Origin of the sequence: Parvibaculum sp. (assembly GCF_046297875.1) — a bacterium.
Classification (GTDB): domain Bacteria; phylum Pseudomonadota; class Alphaproteobacteria; order Parvibaculales; family Parvibaculaceae; genus Parvibaculum.
On record NZ_JBKBHD010000002.1, the window covers coordinates 18,478 to 32,953 of the forward strand.

At 62.6% G+C, this 14,476-nt stretch carries 13 protein-coding genes and 1 tRNA gene; 4 read left to right on the top strand and 10 right to left on the bottom strand.

The features are described 5' to 3' along the window. Position 1: 1 nt before the first annotated feature. The gene (locus ACK4FH_RS14690; RefSeq protein ID WP_409815376.1) at positions 2 to 1,462 is read right to left on the bottom strand and encodes an NAD-dependent succinate-semialdehyde dehydrogenase; all 1,461 of its coding nucleotides are present in this window, start codon (positions 1,460 to 1,462) and stop codon (positions 2 to 4) included. Positions 1,463 to 1,628: 166 nt separating this feature from the next. Between ACK4FH_RS14690 and ACK4FH_RS14695 the strand changes: the two genes are divergently transcribed. From ACK4FH_RS14695 to ACK4FH_RS14705, 3 genes are all read left to right on the top strand, one after another. Beyond that, positions 1,629 to 2,771 (top strand): M14 family metallopeptidase, encoded by a 1,143-nt coding sequence (locus tag ACK4FH_RS14695; protein WP_409815379.1) that lies wholly within the window; start codon positions 1,629 to 1,631, stop codon positions 2,769 to 2,771. A 65-nt stretch (positions 2,772 to 2,836) separates the two neighbouring features. Continuing rightward, positions 2,837 to 3,517 (top strand): HAD family hydrolase, encoded by a 681-nt coding sequence (locus ACK4FH_RS14700; RefSeq protein WP_409815381.1) that lies wholly within the window; start codon positions 2,837 to 2,839, stop codon positions 3,515 to 3,517. Positions 3,518 to 3,589: 72 nt separating this feature from the next. Beyond that, positions 3,590 to 3,665, top strand: a tRNA-Val gene (locus ACK4FH_RS14705). A gap of 32 nt (positions 3,666 to 3,697) precedes the next feature. Here ACK4FH_RS14705 and ACK4FH_RS14710 read toward each other — a convergent pair. After that, positions 3,698 to 4,504 (bottom strand): sulfite exporter TauE/SafE family protein, encoded by an 807-nt coding sequence (locus ACK4FH_RS14710; protein ID WP_409815384.1) that lies wholly within the window; start codon positions 4,502 to 4,504, stop codon positions 3,698 to 3,700. 149 nt (positions 4,505 to 4,653) lie between these two features. After that, positions 4,654 to 4,881 (bottom strand): hypothetical protein, encoded by a 228-nt coding sequence (locus tag ACK4FH_RS14715; protein ID WP_409815386.1) that lies wholly within the window; start codon positions 4,879 to 4,881, stop codon positions 4,654 to 4,656. Positions 4,882 to 5,161: 280 nt separating this feature from the next. Between ACK4FH_RS14715 and ACK4FH_RS14720 the strand changes: the two genes are divergently transcribed. Continuing rightward, positions 5,162 to 7,627: a patatin-like protein gene (locus tag ACK4FH_RS14720; protein ID WP_409815388.1), complete on the top strand. Its 2,466-nt coding sequence runs from the start codon at positions 5,162 to 5,164 to the stop codon at positions 7,625 to 7,627. Positions 7,628 to 7,631: 4 nt separating this feature from the next. Here ACK4FH_RS14720 and ACK4FH_RS14725 read toward each other — a convergent pair whose 3' ends face one another. The 7 genes from ACK4FH_RS14725 to ACK4FH_RS14755 all read right to left on the bottom strand — a co-directional run bounded on the left by ACK4FH_RS14725 (position 7,632) and on the right by ACK4FH_RS14755 (position 14,403). Then, a complete protein-coding gene (locus ACK4FH_RS14725) occupies positions 7,632 to 8,126 on the bottom strand; it encodes an Hsp20/alpha crystallin family protein (RefSeq protein ID WP_409815391.1) in 495 nt (164 codons plus the stop codon). Between the two features lie 76 nt (positions 8,127 to 8,202). Further along, positions 8,203 to 9,195 (bottom strand): lysophospholipase, encoded by a 993-nt coding sequence (locus tag ACK4FH_RS14730; RefSeq protein ID WP_409815393.1) that lies wholly within the window; start codon positions 9,193 to 9,195, stop codon positions 8,203 to 8,205. A gap of 92 nt (positions 9,196 to 9,287) precedes the next feature. Then, entirely contained in the window at positions 9,288 to 11,405 is a 2,118-nt protein-coding gene (locus tag ACK4FH_RS14735) for a TonB-dependent receptor domain-containing protein (protein WP_409815396.1), read from the bottom strand. 43 nt (positions 11,406 to 11,448) lie between these two features. Continuing rightward, positions 11,449 to 11,895: a hypothetical protein gene (locus ACK4FH_RS14740; protein ID WP_409815398.1), complete on the bottom strand. Its 447-nt coding sequence runs from the start codon at positions 11,893 to 11,895 to the stop codon at positions 11,449 to 11,451. A 91-nt stretch (positions 11,896 to 11,986) separates the two neighbouring features. Continuing rightward, positions 11,987 to 12,586 carry a uracil-DNA glycosylase family protein gene (locus ACK4FH_RS14745; RefSeq protein ID WP_409815400.1) on the bottom strand — a complete coding sequence of 200 codons (600 nt, stop codon included), beginning with the start codon at positions 12,584 to 12,586 and terminating at the stop codon, positions 11,987 to 11,989. Positions 12,587 to 12,627: 41 nt separating this feature from the next. After that, complete coding sequence (locus ACK4FH_RS14750; RefSeq protein WP_409815403.1) at positions 12,628 to 13,779, bottom strand: acyl-CoA dehydrogenase family protein; 1,152 nt, start codon at positions 13,777 to 13,779, stop codon at positions 12,628 to 12,630. An 87-nt stretch (positions 13,780 to 13,866) separates the two neighbouring features. Further along, entirely contained in the window at positions 13,867 to 14,403 is a 537-nt protein-coding gene (locus ACK4FH_RS14755; protein ID WP_409815406.1) for a PAS domain-containing protein, read from the bottom strand. Positions 14,404 to 14,476 lie beyond the last annotated feature (73 nt).

Consider the following 14,476-nt stretch of genomic DNA (forward strand, 5'->3'; position numbering starts at 1 on the left):
CTCAAAGCCCCGCCATCGCGACATATTTCACTTCGAGGAATTCCTCGATCCCCCAGGGTCCGCCTTCACGGCCGAGCCCCGACTCCTTGAAGCCGCCGAACGGCGCGACTTCGGTCGATATGATGCCGGCATTGACGCCGACGAGGCCATATTCCAGCGCCTCCGCCACGCGCCAGACGCGACCGATGTCGCGGCTGTAGAAATAGGAAGCGAGGCCGAAAGGTGTGTCGTTTGCAAGTGCGATCGCTTCCTCGTCCGTCTCGAAACGGAAGACCGGCGCAAGCGGCCCGAACGTTTCCTCGCGTGAAGCCATCATCTCCGGCTTCATGCCGGTCACGACGGTCGGCTCGAAGAAAGAACCGCCCTTCGCATGGCGCTTGCCGCCGGTCGTCACTTTCGCGCCGCCTGCGAGCGCATCGGCGATATGTTCCTCGACCTTTTCGACGGCTGCCATGTCGATCAGCGGGCCTTGCGCTACGCCTTCCTCGAAACCGGAACCGACCTTCAGTGCCGCGACTTTCGCCGTCAGCTTTTCCACGAAGGCATCATGCACCTTCGCCTGCACGAGAAAGCGGTTGGTACAAATGCAGGTCTGGCCGGTGTTGCGGTATTTCGAGGCGACAGCGCCTTCCACGGCTGCATCTATGTCCGCATCGTCGAAAACGATGAATGGCGCATTGCCGCCGAGTTCAAGCGCGACCTTCTTCACAGTGGCGGCGGATTGCACCATCAGCTCCTTGCCGATTTCGGTGGAGCCTGTGAACGTTACCTTGCGCACCAGCGCGTTCGACGTCATTTCCCCGCCAATGGCACCTGCCTTGCCGGTGATGACGCTGAGGAGGCCAGCGGGAAGCCCGGCACGGGCGCCAAGCTCCGCCAGTGCGAAGGCGGAAAGCGGTGTCGCCGTTGCAGGCTTCACCACCATCGAACAGCCGGCGGCGAGCGCCGGTCCTGCCTTTCGCGTAATCATGGCGGCCGGAAAATTCCACGGCGTGATGGCGGCGCAAACGCCGATAGGCTGTTTCAGCACGACGATGCGCCGGTCGCTTGCCGGTGCGGGCACGATGGAGCCGTAGATGCGCTTTGCTTCCTCCGCGTAATATTCGACGAAGGAGGCGGCATAGGCGATCTCGCCTTTGGCTTCGGCGAGCGGTTTGCCCTGCTCAGCGGTGAGGATCGCGGCGAGGTCGTCCTGATTTTCCATCATCAGGTCGAACCAGCGGCGGAGCACGGCAGCGCGCTCCTTCGCCGGACGCGCTGCCCAGCCCTTCTGTGCCTGGTGCGCCGCCTCGATGGCCTCGCGCGTTTCCTTCACACCGAGCGAGGGCACGGTGGCAATCACTTCTCCAGTTGCCGGATCGGTGACGTCGATCTGCGCCGCATCGCCGCCCGCCCATTTGCCATCGATGAAACACCGGGTTTTCAGCAGGGATTTATCCTTGAGGCGCGTCACGAGGGTCATGAAAATTCCTGAAATCCGGCGCTTCCGGCGGGCATTCTTGCGTTTGCCTGCCTCACCGCGTGATATAGTTAAAAGAAGTGCGCAAGTTGGCCCCGCAGCAGGGCCATTCCCTTGTTAGCATTTCACGGCGGGTGCCGGAAAGGCCCCGGAAGGACATTGCAGCGGCATGAAGGCGAGCGCGTATTTTTCAGAGACATATGAGCAGGCCCGCAGGCGCTTTCTCAGCGCTGCGGAAGCGGCCGGCGCGCGCCTCGAATCATACGAAAACCCGAATGCGCTGGGGCCCGGAGGCATGCGCCTTTTCATGGACACGGCCTGGTTCGGCCCGGCCAACGCCGAAACGGTGCTGCTCAATGTGAGCGGCACGCATGGCGCCGAAGGCTATGGCGGCTCCGCGGCGCAGACCGCCTGGATCGCCGAGATGGGCTCTGCGGCACTGCCCCATGGCATTGCGATGCTGATGGTCCATGCGGCCAATCCTTTCGGCTTTGCCTGGGGTCTGCGCGGCACCGAAAACAATGTCGATCTCAACCGCAATTTCCTGGACCACACCAAGCCGCATCCTGAAAACGCCCTTTACGACGAGTTGCACAAGATCCTCTGCCCCAACTCCATGAGCGAAGACGCCGTGCAGAAGATGCTCGCGGAGGGAGCGCGCTTCGTCGAGAAATACGGTCAGTGGGCGCTTGAAGATGCGATTAGCCGCGGGCAATACACGCATCCCGACGGCTACCATTTCGGCGGCACGGCGCCCGAGTGGTCGAATACGACGCTCAAAGGCATCATCGCGCGCGAACTCGCGTACACCCATCGCGTCGGCCTTGTCGATTGGCATTCGGGGCCGGTGGGCGACGGGGAACTCATCTATCTCTGCTATTCGGAGCCGGGCAGCGCCGCCTTCACCCGTGCTGCAAACTGGTGGGGCCGCGAGGCGCTTGATCCGAAGACCGTCGACGCCATGTGGGGCTCGAAGCGGCCAACGCGGCGCGGCACCATGTTCTGGGGCATAGAGGATATGCTCGCGCCCCATGCGCAGTTCAGCGGCGCCGTCGTCGAGTTTCGTTCGGCTCAGGCAAAGAACAATGCAGCGAAGGCCATGCGCGTTCCGATGCTCGAGCGATGGCTGCGTTTCATCGGCGGCTTCGACGCGCCCGAGGCTCCACTCTATTTCGAGGAGATCCGTGAGGATTACGCGCCGCGCCGTGAAAGCTGGCGCGAGAATGTGATTACGAACGGGCTTGCCTGCTACGAGACAACGCTCAATGGCCTCGCCGAGTGGTCGCGCGAGGGGCTGAAGGCCGCCGATTGAAGCCGGACTTGCGCGACGCCATGCGCCGTGCGAGAGAGGCCCGTGTCACATTGTTTCGGACGATCATGCCCCGCCCCACCCTTCTCTTCGATCTCGATGGAACGCTCGCCGATACGGCAGCCGACCTCTGCGAGACGCTGAACGTCATTCTCGAACTCCACGGGCGCGAGCGGGTACCGAACGACAGGGTGCGGCATCTGGTCGGTGGCGGCGCGCGGGTGCTGCTCGAACGCGGCTTCCGTGAGACGGGAGAGCCCGCCAGCGAGGCACTGCTCGACCGCAGCTTCCACGAATTCCTCGACTATTATGGCCGGCACATCGCCGACCACACGAAGCTCTGGCCGGGCGTGCGCGACCAGCTCGACCTTCTGGCCGAACGCGGCGCGCTGATGGCCGTCTGCACCAACAAGGTGGAAGACCTGTCGCGAAAGCTCCTCGAAATGCTGTCGATCGACCATTATTTCCCGGTCGTGATCGGCGGCGACACGCTGCCTGTGAAAAAGCCCGACCCCGAACATCTTTTCGAGGCGATCCGCAGGCTCGGCGGCGAGAACGCACATTCCGTCATGGTGGGCGACAGCGAGACCGACGTGCACGCGGCGAAAAACGCGAAATTGCCCTCGATCTGCGTCACCTTCGGCTATACGCGCATCCCCGTGGCCGAACTCGGGGCAGAGGCGACCATCGATCATTTCGACGAGTTTCCGGCAGCACTGGCAAGGATCCTGCCCGCCCATTTCGGCTGACAGGCGCTTGACTTCGGACAGGGCCCGCGCCTATAGACGGGCTCCCTCGCCCGAGGGCGCGCCTGGCGCAGCGGACGGTTAGCTCAGTTGGTAGAGCACTGTGTTCACATCGCAGGGGTCACTGGTTCGAGTCCAGTACCGTCCACCATTTTCCCAGCATCTTTAGTGACTTGGCGGCGTTCACAGGAACGCAGCCATAGCCGGTATGCCGGACCAGACGATGTAGACGCCGGTAGCGATGACGATTGCGGCGAAGACGACCGAGAGCGCTTGGCGCGAGCCGGCGAGGCGCTTTGCCAGCGCGAGGCCGGCAAGCGAACCGGCGAGACCGCCCGCCACCATCAGCCCCGCCGCCTGCCAGTCGATCAGGTCCGAAATGGCATAGCTCGTTGCCGTAGTAAGGCCGAAGACCGTCACGGAGACAAGCGACGAACCGATGGCGTTCAGCATCGGCATGGCCGTGGCGGTGATGAGGCCGGGGACGATGAGGAAGCCGCCGCCGATCCCGAAGAAGCCGGAGAGACCGCCCACCATGAAGCCGGTGCCTGCCAGCGGCGGCAGGAGGCGCGGCGCCGATGCCCGGTCGAGGCGGACATCCGGATTGCCGCCCTGCCCGCGGCGGATGAACATGGCAGCACCGACCAGCACCATGACGCCGCCGAATAGCGCCAGCAGCACCTCGCCATTCATCGCCTTGCCGAGGCGCGCGCCCAGCGCCGCACCGGCGATGCCGGCTGCGGCAAAGACCAGCGCACAAGGCCATTTGACGGTATGGGCGCGGGCATGCATGGCAAGGCTGAAGGCAGCATTTGCGGCCACCGCCAATGCCCCTGTGCCGATGGCGATATGCGGGGAACCGACCCCGACGACATAGAGCAGCAACGGCACAGCGAGTATCGAGCCGCCGCCGCCGATGAGCCCGAGCGAAAGGCCAACCAGCATGCCGGAAAGGACGGCCAGCAGGCCGAAGGCAAGTGCTGGATCCATGGTGCATCTCTCCATGATGGAGCCACAGATCACCTGCAGCCGTCCCGCAATATTTACATATTTTGGCGGTAATATAAATGATGCATCCTGCCGCATGTACGCTATCGGCCGGGATGGCGGCGTCATGGAGCGGCCTCTCAAGGCCGCGCCTATTTCGCGTCCGGCAGCGGCAGGAACGCGGAAATCGCCGTGCCCTTGCTGGGCGCACTCTCGACGCGCGACTTGATCCACTGCCGGTCCTTGTCGATCAGGGAAACGAGCGCGATCGGCGTTTCGAAAATCAGGGACGCTATTCGCGACAACCGGTTGAAGGCTGCTTCAGCCGGCGTGTCCAGAATTTCATATTGTCGGAGCGCCTTGAGACGCGCAGCTTCCATTTCGGCGTCCATTTCCAGACGAGACTGTCTCAACTTCCCAAAGGTGGCGTTCGAGTCGCCGTCTGCCGTCATTTGACGGGGATTCGTGTGCCGGGTGATCGGGCGGCCGCCTTGCCTGCCCGTATCAGCCTCGAAATGGCACCGGAATCCCGGGTTTTGCCAAGGGATTATGGTCCCATTGCATCGTTAATTGGTCGTGAAATCCTGTTCCACTAGACTTAACCGGGCGGAAGTGCCGCGGGACACCGGGGCAAAGGCCGGATAGGGGCAGCGGCGTGTCATGAAGGAAAAGGAACTCAGGATCGCGCTGGTCTGCTATGGCGGCGTGTCGCTCGCCGTCTATATGCACGGCGTGACCAAGGAAATCCTGAAGCTGGTGCGCGCTTCGCGCGTCTATCACCACGACCTCGGCCGCTCGCACAAGACCAACGCAGCCTATTCCGATGTCGACCACCCAGACCGCGAGACGGATACCGAAGAACTCTATTTCGAACTGATCCAGGCGATCGGCCAATCCGTTGAACTGCGCGTTTTCGTCGACACGATCGCGGGCGCTTCCGCGGGCGGCATCAATGGCGTTCTGCTCGCGCGCGCACTGGCGCATGACCTGCCGGTCGATGCGCACCGCAAGATGTGGCTCGAACAAGCCGACATCGTTGCGCTGATGGACGAGAAACATATCGCCGGACGCTGGGACAAGCTGTTCATGAAGCCGCTGTTCTGGGGGATGACCGATAAATGGCTCGCCCGCTATGCGCCCGATATCGAGATGCGGCAGAAGCTGCAGCGCTTCACGCGGTCGCGCTGGTTCCAGCCGCCTTTCTCGGGCTCGATCATGAGCGGGATGCTGCTCGATGCGTGCCGCGCCATGGGCGAGCCCGAGCCCAAAGGATCATCGCTTCTGCCCACCGGTCACCGGCTCGATCTGATCGTCTCCGTGACCGACTTTCACGGCTACAGCCAGAACATTCCCCTGCACGACCCCGCGTCGATCCGGGAACGCGAGCACAGGCATGTCCTCAAATTCACCTATTTCCAGCACCCGAGCGGCGCGCTGCAGAGCGATTTCGATCTCGATCATGTGCCGGGCCTCGTCTTCGCGGCACGCGCAACATCCTCTTTCCCCGGCGCTTTCCCTCCTGCCCGGATCGGCGAAATCGATGGCGTGTTGAAGGCGCAGGAGATTGAGTGGCCCACAAGGAACGAATTTCTTGCGGCGAACTTCTCACCGCTGATCGCAGCGGGCTCGGACCCGGTGAAGGCGTCCTTCATCGACGGCAGCGTGCTCAACAACAAGCCGTTCGCGGAAGCGATTGCTGCCATTCGCGGCAGGCCCGCCTACCGCGAAGTGGACCGCCGCATCGTCTATATCGACCCGGACCCGAAGGGTGCGCGCGTCGAAGGCGGCGGGGCGGCGCCCGGCTTCTTTCACACGATCCGTGGCGCGCTTTCCGACATTCCACGCAATCAGCCGGTTCGCGACGAACTTGAAGCACTCCATGATTTTTCGGAGCGGGTGCGCCGCTACCGCCAGATCGTCTCGGCGACAAGACCGCATGTGCGCGCGCGCGTCCTCGAACTGTTCAATGGAAGCGCCGCAAAACTTCCGGATGCCGATGAGCTTGTCTCATTGCGCAACAAGGCGAATGCGCAGGCCGCCATCGAAGCAGGTTATGCCTATGACGCCTATGTGCAGCTCAAGGTTGCCTCCGTTCTCGACCGGATTACCAATATTGTCGCCGATCTCAGCGGCTCGGTGAAACACCCGAGCGACAGGCTGGCGCTGTCGCGCACGGTTGAGACATGGGCAAACGAAAGCGACATCTTCCCCGTCAAATGGGCACTCCATGCGGCAGGCGGGACGGAGCCGAGCAAGGAAGATGCGTGGGTGCGCTTCCTGCGCGAATTCGACATCAGCTTCCGCGTCCGGCGGCTGCGCTTCGTGATCCGCCGCCTGAACGAGCTCTATCAGAATATCGAGACGGATGGCGACGGCGCCGCCGCGGAAGCGCTGGACGAATTCAAGACAAGCCTTTATCGCTGCCTTGAACGTGTCCAGTCGGAAACGTCGGCCCGGCTGCGCACGCCGGAAACGAGGCGCCTGTGCCGTCTCATCTATGATGATGGCATAGCAGAGCCGCACGAGATCGATTCATTCACGGCGCATATCGCGCCGCAGATCAATCTTGTCGGGCTCGACAAGGAAGTCGATGCGCGCTTCATAGCGATGGCCGAAACCGGACTGCCGGACGAAATTCGCAATGAACTTTTACAGGCCTATGTCGGCTTTCCCTTCTTCGACGTGCTGACGCTGCCGCTCAACAAGTGGCAAGATCTCGACGATGTGGACACGGTGCTGGTGGACCGGATAAGCCCGGAAGATGCGCGCGCGATCCGCGAAGGCGGCGCCCCCGCCACACTGATGGGCCGCGACCTCGGCTATTTCGCCGCCTTCTTCAGCCGCCGCGCGCGCGAGAACGATTATCTCTGGGGGCGGCTCCATGCCGCCGACAGGCTGGTCGACATCGTGGCAAGTAGCGCGCCCGGCGCCATCGCCAAGGCGGGGCTCGACCTCGACCAGCTCAAGGCGCGCCTCTTCCGGGCTATCCTGAAGGCCGAGCGCGCACATCTCGAGCATGTGCCGGAACTCTTCGCCGATCTCGAACGGGAAATCCGGATTCGCTTCGGCGAGGAAAAAGCGCCTGCCGGCGACTTGCACGGCGAGGCGCTTTCACAACAGGCTTGACGCGTCAGCCCTTGCCTATCGAAATCCGCCGGCTAGCGGGCCTTGCGCCGGCCCGTTTGGGCATGGTGACGGTGAGTACGCCCCTGTCGAACTTCGCGGCGATCTTCTCGTCATCGACATCGGAGGGAAGTGTGAAGACGCGCTGGAAGCTGCCATAGTTACGCTCCAAGATGCGCGCCTTGTCCTTTTCGTCCGTCTTTTCGTATCGCTTCTCGCCCTTCAGCGTCATCACGCCTTCATGGACGGAAAGGTCGACATCTTTTTCGTCAAGGCCAGGCAGTTCGGCCGTGAGCGAATATTCCTTGTCGGTTTCGTGAAGATCGACGCTCGGTGCGATCTGACCTGCGCCGAAGCGGGCGAAGCCCGGCATGTCGAGAAATCCACGACCGAACGCTCGGTCGATCAAGCCGTTCATTTCCTCGCGAAACGAGGAAAAGGGGTCGTGGGAGAAAAGCGACGGCAACCGGCCGTCTTCATTCTTGCTGACTTCATTGGCCATTTTTCCTCTCCTTTCAGACCAAGACAGCGCCTTTAAGAACAGGATCGGGTGTTGAACCCGCATGGAATCTAGGCGTTCATCCGGGATTCGCAAGAGGGCCACAAGGTCGCAGGTCGGCATCCGCGCCAGAGGGAAGCGGCGCTTGCCGCGCCTCGACCCAGGCGGCGATGTCGCGCCAGACGGTCTCGCGCTGCTTGTCGCGCAGCAGCATGTGATGGCCAGCCGGATAGCAGGCAGGCTTTACCTCGACCTCTCCCGCCCGCATGGAACGCAGGGCGGCAGCGGCGGCATGGGACGGCACGATCTCATCCCTTGCACCATAGAGCAGCAGCACCGGAACGGGAATCCGGTCCGCCGCCTTGAAGGCCTCGTCCATCAGCGTGACGAGACCGTGAAGCGTGCCGATTTTCGTTTCCTTGATGACAAGCGGATCGCGACCAAGCGCGCGCAGCATGTCGATATTGTCCGAGGGCCAGATTTCGAGGCCGCTGCCGGTGAGCGTTGCCGAGGGCGCAAGCCGCGCGGCCGTCCAAAGCGTTGCGGCATAGAAGCGGTTGAGGTTCTGCCAGCCCCAGACGGCGGGTGCGGAAAGAACAAGCCCGTCGACTTCCGGCGGTTCTGGCAGCGCCATCATGCGCATGGCGACGGCCCCGCCCATGCTGGTGCCAAGCACATAGAGCGGCAAGCCCGGATGACGCTTTCGGATAAGCGCAACTGCGGTCGCGGCATCTTCAGCCATGCGCGTATCGCCCGCCCAGAGCCCGCGCCCCGGCGCGCTGCCAAAGCCGCGCTGGTCCATCGCGTAGACCGCAATACCCTGCCCGGCAAGAAATTCGCCGGGACCGAAAGCACCGAACGTGTTGGAATAGTCGTTGAAGCCATGCAGGCCGAGAATGACAGCCTTCGGATTATCCGGCTCGAAGACCAGTAGCGGCAGATGTGCGCCATCGGCCATGATCGCGCGAAGGGGCGAGGCCGTTGCAAGGCGCGGCTCGAAAACGGGATCGCCCACGGCCATGAGGCGCGGCGCACAGGCAGAAAGCGCAAGCGAGAGCAGAATGGCGAACAAGACATGCGGCATCTGCCAAGAATAGCGTATCGCACAGGCCGATACGAGATCGCGGAGGGAGGCGGCGGATTGCGCGCCGCCTCCCTCCGATTTCAGAACTCGAAATTCATCTGCAAATAAGCCGAACGGCCCGGCTCGTTCACCTGAACAACCGTCGGGTCGAAACCATTGGCGCGGTTCAGATGAGACGCATAGGACGCGTCGAGAATATTCGCGACGCCCGCCCGCAATTCGACCGCTTCGGCGAGTTTCCAGCTGCCAAAGATATCCAGTGCGGCATAGCCAGGTGTTTCCTGAACATCCAAGCCCGAGCCCGTCGCCGGATCGAGATCGACGCGCGTCTGCTGTGCCGCCCAACGCATGCGCATGCCCGCGCTCCACTCCGTCACCTGACGGACTATCTCCACGCTGCCGCTCAAGGGCGGGATCTGGTAGAGCGCGCGACTGTCGGTCGTATTCTTGCCCCAGGTATAGGCAAGATTGCCGTTAACGCGCCATGACGGGGCAAATGCCCACTCCGCCGCCATATCGAAGCCCGCAAGCTCAGCATCGACATTGCGGTAGATATTCGCGCCATTGGCAACGAGAACACCAGCCTGACCGCGCGCCCTGTCGCGGGTGATGTAGTCCGACACATTGTCGTACCAGACGCTTGCCGAGGCTTTCCAGTCGCTGCGATCGGTTTCGAGCCCAAGATCGATCTGATGGTGCTTTTCCGGATCGAGCCCCGGATTGCCAACCCATGCATTCGCATTCAATGGGCCGCGGGCAATGCCGCGCTCGGTCGCATCTGCGGTACGAACCGCGCGGCTCGCGCCGACCCAACCCGAGAACGAGCCGAAATCGTGCGTCACACGGACGAGACCGCTGACATTGGTTTCATTGCGATCGGTATCCGATATGCCATAGGTCGCGGCATAGAGTTGGCGGGCGGCGATTGCGCCCATCCCGGCCGGCAGCAGATCGGCCTTCGTCGCCTTGACCGAAACGAAATCCGTGCGGATACCGGCTGTGAGTTCCGTTCTTGCTGCCAGAGGTGCCTTTGCCTCGGCGAAGACGCCAATATTCTCGATCTCCATACCTGGCCAAGTGTAGTTGGAAATGGCCGTTGGCGGAACGGCAAGCATCATCGAGGAATAGCTCACCGCGTCGCGCTCATTGCGGCGGTAGTCGCCACCGAGTGTCAGTTCCACTTCGCCAAATCCGAAGACGCCCGCAAGACGGCCACCCACCGTATTGGATTCCGCCTCGGTCAGCATGGTCATCATGGCAGGTGCGCGAAGCGAGAAATTGTCCATCACGTGATCGACATATGAACCGTAGATGTTGGCCTCGATGCGCTCGAGCGCAGCACCGCCTTCGACATTGTGACCGAGCGACATGCGGTAGGTATTGGTTGCGGTCCAGGGCGCATCCATGCCTGCGCCGGCGAACAAGGCATCCTCCACGACATTGCGCTCGGCGGACAATGCGATGGCCGAACCTGCGCCGTAGCGCCAGCCGACTTCGCTGCCACCGCCAAACTGCTCGAAGGCGGAGCGCACTTCGCGCCCGTTGCCGTCATCGTAATTGTCGGCGCGGCGCGCGGTTGCGAAAGCCCTTGCATATCCGCCATCTGCCGACAGACGGCCCTGAGCGAGGCCATAGCGTTGAAATCCGTTCGATTCGATTCCGGCTTCCACATTGCCGGAGACGCCTTCCTTGAATGCCGCAGGATCGGCGCGGTCGATGGAGATGGTGCCGCCAGGTGCGGGCGGACCATCGATCACTGTCTGATAGCCGCGGCGCAGGGTGATGCTGTCACCCGATAGAAGCATCATCGACGATGAAGGCGGGTCCATGCGGTTCGGGCAGGCACCGAACACATAGGCACCGTCGCTGACGACGGCGACGCGGTCTTCCGACATGCCGCGAATGCTGATGTCCGATCCGTGGCCGCCCTGACGCCCCGCCGAGACGCCGCGGAGCCGGCCCAGGAGTTCGCCGAGATCGCGGGCGGGCGGGCCTGCCACTTCGTTGGGATTGATTGTTTCGGCTGCCTCGACCCGCCCGATGACGACGAGTTCTTCAAGGGCGATGCTGACTTCGATTTTGGCCGCGTCTTCTTCGGCGAATGCCGATCCGGCACTGAAAGCTGTCATCAGAGCGATGGATGCGACGCCCGCGCGCAATGCGGTACGGCGCTCCATAAAGGAACGATTGAGAAACATTTTCAGGATTTCCTGTCTTGTATGTCTGAATTCGGAGATATCTTCAGACTTGGACAGGTGGACCCCTTGTGAGGGCAGGCGGCGTTTCCGTGCCGTGTGGCATCAGAATCGCTTCGGCAGGACGGGAAAATTCGGGAATACGCGCCGGCCGCAATCGGGTGAAGATTTTGTCGCGAAACTCAACCAGCGCGGCAGTCGCCATCGGTGCACAGAAACCGATGGCAGGCGCATGTTCCTCATCCCTTTCAGGCAAGGGGGCGCCTGCTTCGTCCAAATAGATGACCTTCATGCCGCTGCCGGTACAGATGACGATGCGATCACCGAACAGGCCGGACATCTCGGAAGGTTGCGCGGAAAAGCTGCCTGCAAAGGCAGGTGCAATCATCGTGAAGGCAATGAATGAAAGGAGAATATGCGACACAAGCAGGGGCACACGACGACGGCGCCGCGATGCACTTCCTGTCTTCCTTGTGTATTGCAAAACAGCCACCGGCCCAATCCCCAATTCTTTCTAGTATCGGCGGCGCGCCGGCGGTGTCAAAACGCTTGGGCCCACAGCGATGTGACGTGATGACGCAGCTTCATGCGAGAAGACGCCGGACGTCGTGTTTCAGCACAGGCAGCAGTTCTTCCTCGAACCACGGATTGTGATTCAGCCACGCATTGTTGCGCCATGAAGGATGCGGCAAGGGAAGGCAGCGGGGATAGTATTCCTGCCATGCCGCGACTGTTTCCGTGAGGCTCTTCTTCCGCGCCGGGCCCGGATGCCAAGCTTGCGCATATTGCCCGGCGGCAAGCACGAGCTCGATTTGCGGCATGAGGTCGAACAGTGGCGCACGCCAGCGCGGCGCGCATTCACGGCGTGGCGGCAGGTCGCCGCCCTTCGCATCGAGGCCCGGAAAGCAGAAGCCCATCGGCACGATGGCGATGCGCGACACATCGTAGAATTCATCCGGCGTCACACCCATCCAGTCGCGCAGCCGGTCGCCGCTCGGATCGGTGAAGGGCGTGCCGGAGGCATGAACGCGGGTGCCGGGCGCCTGACCGGCAATGCAGATGCGCGCCTTGCCCGACACGCGAAAGACAGGACGCGGCTCATGGGGCAATGCCCCGCCCTTCGGCGCCTCGACGCAAAGGCGGCAGGCGCGGATCTCGGCCGAGAGGCGTTCGAGCTTCGTCATGCCCTCATTGTGCCGCGCCGCCCGCCGAACGCCAATCGCGCTTAGCTCACCGCCCGCAGAAGGTTGCGCGCGATGATGACCTGCTGCACCTGGCTCGTGCCTTCATAGATGCGGAAGATGCGCACATCGCGATAGAAGCGCTCGATGCCGTAATCGGCGACATAGCCGGCGCCGCCATGCACCTGCACCGCGCGGTCGGCGATGCGGCCCACGGCCTCCGAGCAGAAGAGCTTGCAGCAGGAACTTTCGGTCGCAACATTCTCGCCCGCATCCCGGCGGCGGGCAGCGTCGATCACCATGCAGCGGCCGGCATAGGCTTCCATCTTGGAATCCGCAAGCATCGCCTGCACGAGCTGCAGATCGCCGATCGGCGCGCCGAACTGTTTGCGCTCGGCGGCATATTTCACGCTGTCCTCGACGAGCCGGTCGGCCACGCCGATGCAGACGGCGGAGATGTGAAGGCGGCCGCGCTCCAGCACCTGCATGGCGGTGACGAAGCCCTTGCCCTCTTCCGCGCCGAGCAGGCAGGAAGCGGGAATGCGCGCATCCTCGAACACGACGTCGCAGATATGCGCGCCCTGCTGGCCCATCTTCTTTTCCGGCTTGCCGATGTGGATGCCGGGAATGTCGCGTGGCACGACGAAGGCGGATACGCCCTTCGCGCCTGGCGTCTTCGGATCGGTGCGCGCCATCAGCGTGAAGGCGTCAGCCTTGTTGGCATTGGTGATGTAGCGCTTGGTGCCGTTCACGACATAGTGGTCACCGTCGCGGATCGCGGTCGTCTTGAGCGAAGCGGCATCGGAGCCCGCTTCCGGCTCTGTCAGCGCGAAGGAGATGATCGCCTCGCCGCTCGCAATTTTCGGCAGCCAGTATTCCTTCTGGTCCTGACGGCCATGCATGACGATGCCCTGGCTGCCGATGCCGACATTGGTTCCGATCACGGAGCGGAAGGCGGGGGAGGTGCGGCCAAGCTCGAACATGAGGAGGCATTCCTCCTCCATGGTGAGGCCGAGGCCGCCATATTCCACAGGTACGGAAATTCCAAACAGGCCGAGTTCCTTCATTTCCTCGACGATCTCGTCCGGCACCTTGTCGGTTTCGGAGACCTTGTCCTCGATCGGACGGAGACGTTCGTCCACAAAGCGGCGGACGGAGGAAATGAGTTGTTCGCGTGTTTCGGCGTCGAGGGCCATGTGCATTCCCGGAGCTTGATTTCTGAAAGGCTGCGGGAATTTAGGGCATGGGCCGCCGGGGGTCAAAACCCCGTGACCGGGCCGAAATCAGGATTTCGGGAGCGCTCGCGAAACGGCGGCGCCAAGGATGCGGTCGGTCCGCTCTCCGCCCACCGTCAGCGGCAAGTAGACCGCCTCGACCTCCACGCGGCCGCGGGCGGTATATTCCATCGTTCCGGCAACGGCATAGGGGCGCTGCCCCTCCGCCACGAAGCGATAGAACTCGAACAGGACTTCATTGAAGCGGCCGGTATGCGTGTGGCTTTCGATGACGCGCTGGCCTCGGTAATTCGTTCCATGCGCATCGACAAAATCACCCCCCAGCAGCCGGTAGCTGACATCGAAGGGCTCCCAGTCGATCTGCACGACCAGAAGATTGGGCATGTGGCGCGCGAAACGGACAGGGTCGATTTCATCGGGGCGCGGCATGACGCACTCGCCGCGCAATTCGTTCCAATAGGCAAGCATGTCGATGCAAAGCGGTTCGCGCAGGTCCTTCAGGCGTCGAAAGGCAATGCCATGCGCGCAGGCTTCCGCCAATACATCGCCGGACTCCATCCTGCGCTCTTCTGCGAGAACTACCATGCCCATACCCGAACTGCACAGCGGCCGGGAGGCCGCCCCTTAACGCGCAAGATTGACCCCATTTCCCTAACGG

Bases quoted from the DNA above. Each gene is read 5' to 3' on its own strand.
- ACK4FH_RS14690 (WP_409815376.1), bottom strand. From the start codon at position 1,462: ATGACCCTCGTGACGCGCCTCAAGGATAAATCCCTGCTGAAAACCCGG.
- ACK4FH_RS14695 (WP_409815379.1), top strand. From the start codon at position 1,629: ATGAAGGCGAGCGCGTATTTTTCAGAGACATATGAGCAGGCCCGCAGG.
- ACK4FH_RS14700 (WP_409815381.1), top strand. From the start codon at position 2,837: ATGCCCCGCCCCACCCTTCTCTTCGATCTCGATGGAACGCTCGCCGAT.
- ACK4FH_RS14710 (WP_409815384.1), bottom strand. From the start codon at position 4,504: ATGGATCCAGCACTTGCCTTCGGCCTGCTGGCCGTCCTTTCCGGCATG.
- ACK4FH_RS14715 (WP_409815386.1), bottom strand. From the start codon at position 4,881: ATGGAAGCTGCGCGTCTCAAGGCGCTCCGACAATATGAAATTCTGGAC.
- ACK4FH_RS14720 (WP_409815388.1), top strand. From the start codon at position 5,162: ATGAAGGAAAAGGAACTCAGGATCGCGCTGGTCTGCTATGGCGGCGTG.
- ACK4FH_RS14725 (WP_409815391.1), bottom strand. From the start codon at position 8,126: ATGGCCAATGAAGTCAGCAAGAATGAAGACGGCCGGTTGCCGTCGCTT.
- ACK4FH_RS14735 (WP_409815396.1), bottom strand. From the start codon at position 11,405: ATGTTTCTCAATCGTTCCTTTATGGAGCGCCGTACCGCATTGCGCGCG.
- ACK4FH_RS14745 (WP_409815400.1), bottom strand. From the start codon at position 12,586: ATGACGAAGCTCGAACGCCTCTCGGCCGAGATCCGCGCCTGCCGCCTT.
- ACK4FH_RS14750 (WP_409815403.1), bottom strand. From the start codon at position 13,779: ATGGCCCTCGACGCCGAAACACGCGAACAACTCATTTCCTCCGTCCGC.
- ACK4FH_RS14755 (WP_409815406.1), bottom strand. From the start codon at position 14,403: ATGGTAGTTCTCGCAGAAGAGCGCAGGATGGAGTCCGGCGATGTATTG.